The sequence below is a fragment of the Streptomyces boncukensis genome (assembly GCF_011045075.1).
In the GTDB taxonomy this organism is placed as follows: Bacteria; Actinomycetota; Actinomycetes; order Streptomycetales; family Streptomycetaceae; genus Streptomyces; species Streptomyces boncukensis.
On sequence record NZ_JAAKZZ010000624.1, the window covers coordinates 1 to 3,817 of the forward strand.

The 3,817-nt window shown below is 70.2% G+C and carries 3 protein-coding genes and 1 pseudogene; 2 read left to right on the plus strand and 2 right to left on the minus strand.

Translation table 11 applies throughout. The annotated features are described in order from the left end of the window. Both mtrB and mtrA read right to left on the minus strand, forming a co-directional pair. Nucleotides 1-2,041: MtrAB system histidine kinase MtrB (gene mtrB / locus G5C65_RS33175; RefSeq protein ID WP_241266235.1), on the minus strand; the 2,041-nt coding region annotated here is incomplete at its 3' end. A 1-nt stretch (nucleotide 2,042) separates the two neighbouring features. Continuing rightward, nucleotides 2,043-2,720, minus strand: coding sequence for a two-component system response regulator MtrA (gene mtrA / locus G5C65_RS33180; protein ID WP_165302778.1), 678 nt, complete (start codon nucleotides 2,718-2,720; stop codon nucleotides 2,043-2,045). Nucleotides 2,721-3,089: 369 nt separating this feature from the next. Here mtrA and G5C65_RS33185 point away from each other — a divergent pair, with 369 nt between their 5' ends. Both G5C65_RS33185 and G5C65_RS33190 read left to right on the plus strand, forming a co-directional pair. Further along, nucleotides 3,090-3,311, plus strand: coding sequence for a hypothetical protein (locus G5C65_RS33185; protein WP_165302779.1), 222 nt, complete (start codon nucleotides 3,090-3,092; stop codon nucleotides 3,309-3,311). Between the two features lie 305 nt (nucleotides 3,312-3,616). Next, a pseudogene (locus tag G5C65_RS33190) lies at nucleotides 3,617-3,817 on the plus strand (amidohydrolase family protein); the annotation flags it as partial.

The window sequence follows — 3,817 nt, forward strand, 5'->3', positions numbered from 1 at the left end:
TCCCGCGCCCGGTCCCCGGAAGCCCGGGTGTCTCGCGTATCGCCTTCGCGTCCCCGCCCGCGGGGAGTTCGGCCCGCTGCGCGGCCCGCTGCCCGGTAGCGGGGGCCGCCCGCCCGGCGGCCGTCTCCGGGACGGTGGCACCGCCGGCGGAGGCGGACACGCCGTTCACCGGTGCCGGGGAGGCGGACCCCGCCGGGACGGGCCTCCGCTCCTGCGCCGGAATCGGCACGTCCAGCCCGCGCTTGCGGCGCGAGTCCGGGGGCTCCAGCGGGATCGGCGAGACCCGCAGCGTGTCCCCCGCCGTACGGGGGAGCGTGAGCCGGAACTGCGAGCCCTCCCCCGGCCGCCCCCACGCCTGGAGCCAGCCGCCGTGCAACCGCGCGTCCTCGACGGCGATGGACAGACCGAGGCCCGAGCCGCCCGTGGTGCGGGCACGTGCCGGGTCCGCGCGCCAGAAGCGGCTGAAGACCTTGTCCACCTCGCCGGCCTTGAGCCCGACGCCGTAGTCCCGTACGGCGACGGCCACCGCACCGCCGCGGGAGGCGAGCCGCACCACGACATCGCGGCCCTCGCCGTGCTCGATGGCGTTGTCGACGAGATTCCGCATCACCCGCTCGATCCGCCGCCCGTCCGCCTCCGCGATCACGGGCCGGTCGTCGCCGCGGACGAGCACCCGGCTGCCCTTGCGGTCGGCAAGCGGCTCGGCGCCCTCGACGACCCGGTGCACCACGTCGCGCAGATCGATCGGCGCGGGCTCCAGATTGGCCGCGCCCGCGTCGAACCGGCTGATCTCCAGCAGATCGGCGAGCAGCGACTCGAAGCGGTCCAACTGACCGAGCAGCAGTTCGGCTGAGCGGGCGGTCGCGGGGTCGAAGTCCTCGCGCGCCTCGTGGATCACATCGGCCGCCATACGCACCGTCGTCAGCGGGGTCCGCAGCTCGTGCGAGACGTCCGAGACGAACCTCCGCTGCATCCGGGACAGCTCCTCCAACTGCTGGATCTTCAGTTGGAGGTTCTGCGCCATCTTGTTGAAGGACTCGCCGAGCCGCGCGATGTCGTCCTCGCCCGTGACCTTCATCCGCTCCTGCAGCCGCCCGGCCGCCAGCCGCTCGGAGATCCCGGCGGCCATCCGTACCGGCGTGACCACCTGCCGCACCACCAGCCACGCGATGGCGCCGAGCAGCACCACCACGAACACCCCGGCCGTCGCCAGCGTGCCCTTGACCAGTTTCAGCGACTCCTCTTCCTGCGTGAACGGGAAGACGTAGTAGAGCTGGAACGGATTGCCGCGCGCGTCGTTGACCCGCTTGCCGACGATCAGCGCGGGATCGCTCCCACCGCCCTGCCGGTAGGCGCGCCCGTAGCGCTTGTGCATGCCCGGCTGGTCGTCCAGGGCCTTGCGGAGATCGCCGGGAATGCTGTCCTCGGGGCGGATGTCCCCGGACGAACGGGGGCCGCGGGTGCCGATACCGCCGTTGCCGAGGAACGGCGCCTCCTCGTTCTTGGAGCCCAGCGCCACCACCGAGTACACACCCTGGCCACTGGTGGCGAGCTGCTCCACGAGGTTGTTCAGCCACGTGCCGGAGTTCTGCCCGCTGCGCCCCGAGCGGCTGCCGTCGTCCCCGCCGGAACGGCCGCCCAGCCCGCTGTCGGCCGCCCGCTGGGCCGCGTCGAAGCCGCCCGCCGCCTGGCTCTGCGCCGTCTTCTCCTTGGCCTCCAGAAGGCCGTTGCGCACCTGCCCGATCACCACGATCCCGAGCAGCAGCACGACGCCCAGCGACATCAGCAGCGTCGCCGCGACCACCCGCAGCTGGATGTTCCGCCGCCACAGCCGCATCACGGGCAGCAGCGGCCGGCGCACCCAGCGCACGAAGAAGCGCACCGTCGGGCGAGCGCCGGGCCCGGTCACCCCCTCCGGCAGCAGACCGTCGGAGAACAGCACACCGCTGCGCCACAAACGGGCAAATATTGAGATATCGGACTCGCGGTCCCTGGCTTGCCCGTCGCCGTTCCGGCGCGGAGCAGAGCCCTTCCGGGACATGTCAGCTGGGTCCTGCCTTGTACCCGACGCCCCGCACGGTCACCACGATCTCCGGCCGCTCGGGGTCCTTCTCCACCTTCGAGCGCAGCCGCTGCACATGGACGTTGACCAGCCGCGTGTCCGCCGCGTGCCGATACCCCCACACCTGTTCGAGCAGCACCTCGCGGGTGAACACCTGCCACGGCTTGCGCGCCAGCGCGACCAGCAGATCGAACTCCAGCGGGGTGAGCGCGATCGACTGCCCGTCCCGCTTCACCGAATGGCCCGCGACATCGATGACCAGGTCCCCGATGGCGAGCTGCTCCGGCGCGGGCTCCTCGGAGCGCCGCAGCCGCGCCCGGATCCGGGCCACCAGCTCCTTGGGCTTGAACGGCTTGACGATGTAGTCATCCGCTCCGGACTCCAACCCGACCACCACATCGACGGTGTCGCTCTTGGCGGTCAGCATGACCACCGGCACACCCGACTCGGCCCGGATCAGCCGGCACACCTCGATCCCGTCCCGCCCCGGCAGCATCAGGTCGAGCAGCACCAGATCGGGTTTGGTCTCCCGGAAGGCGGCCAGCGCCTTGTCGCCGTCCGACACAAACGACGGTTCAAAGCCTTCGCCGCGCAGCACAATGCCAAGCATCTCTGCCAGTGCGGTGTCGTCGTCGACGACGAGGACGCGTCCCTTCATGGGTTCATCATCCCATTGCCATCACAGTTTGATAGAGCCCAGTGGTCTTGCTCACGTCAAGCCGCCCGATCTCCGTCGACATCCGCCGCTGACCTGCGACGTCTCTGGCCGTTGATGTCAGCCGTGGATGTCACCCTCCCCCCTTCCGCCTAGATGTACCCGTGACCTGTCCTCCCGGGCTGTATTCCGGCAGGAACCACCCTCGCAGGGATAGCAGGGGGCCCCCTCCCGGTCCAGGCGGATCCGCCCCACGAACAAACGACCTGGAGCGTCGGCCCCTCCCCAGCCGTCGCTCGCCACTCACCCTGGTTCAGTCCTCGGATGGCGTAGCCCTCCTGGCGCCCGTGCGCTGCGCCGGAAGCAGCAAGCGTGAAACTCGTTGATCTTGCCGAAAGCGGCACAGTTCCGGTCTCGCCAGTCCGCGAGGCCGCCATCCGACGTGCCGGTGGCCTGCCAGTCGATCTCGGCGACGGCCGCGTTCAGCTCGTGCGCCGCCTCGACGACGTCGTCCCCGCCGAGGCCCCCGCCGAGCAGAAGCACGCGCTCGAAGGCGCGTCAGCAGATGGTGGCGGTTCCGCTGCCGCTGCATGAGGTACGAGAGGTGAGGTGCACGGTCAGAGCGCCTCTGAGCACGGCACCGATCGTGACGAGCTGTTCGCCGGTGTCCACCAAGTCCGCCACCACTGACGGCGCCTGAGCGGTCATCAGGAGATCCTGAGGACCGGTCCTCTTAATGACCCGCAGAGACCAGCCGTTTTCTGGTCGTGAGCGCCGCACAGCATCACCCGGAGCGCACCCCGTCGCTTGTGGGTGCACATACGAAGCCGTACCGTCTCCACCTGACGGCCCGTCAGGTATTGGCTGGCGGCATCGACAGCAGGCAGGGGGCATGCAGCATGACCGGCGCCAAAGAACTGCCGAAGATCATCAGCGTGGATGATCACGTGATCGAGCCCGTGCACCTCTTCGAGACGTGGCTTCCTGCGAAGTACCGGGACCGGGGGCCGAAGCCGCTCACGATGGGCATCGGCGAGCTGGAGTACGTGGGCGGGAGGTACCGGATCACCACCGACCCGGAGGGGCCGCCGACCGACTGG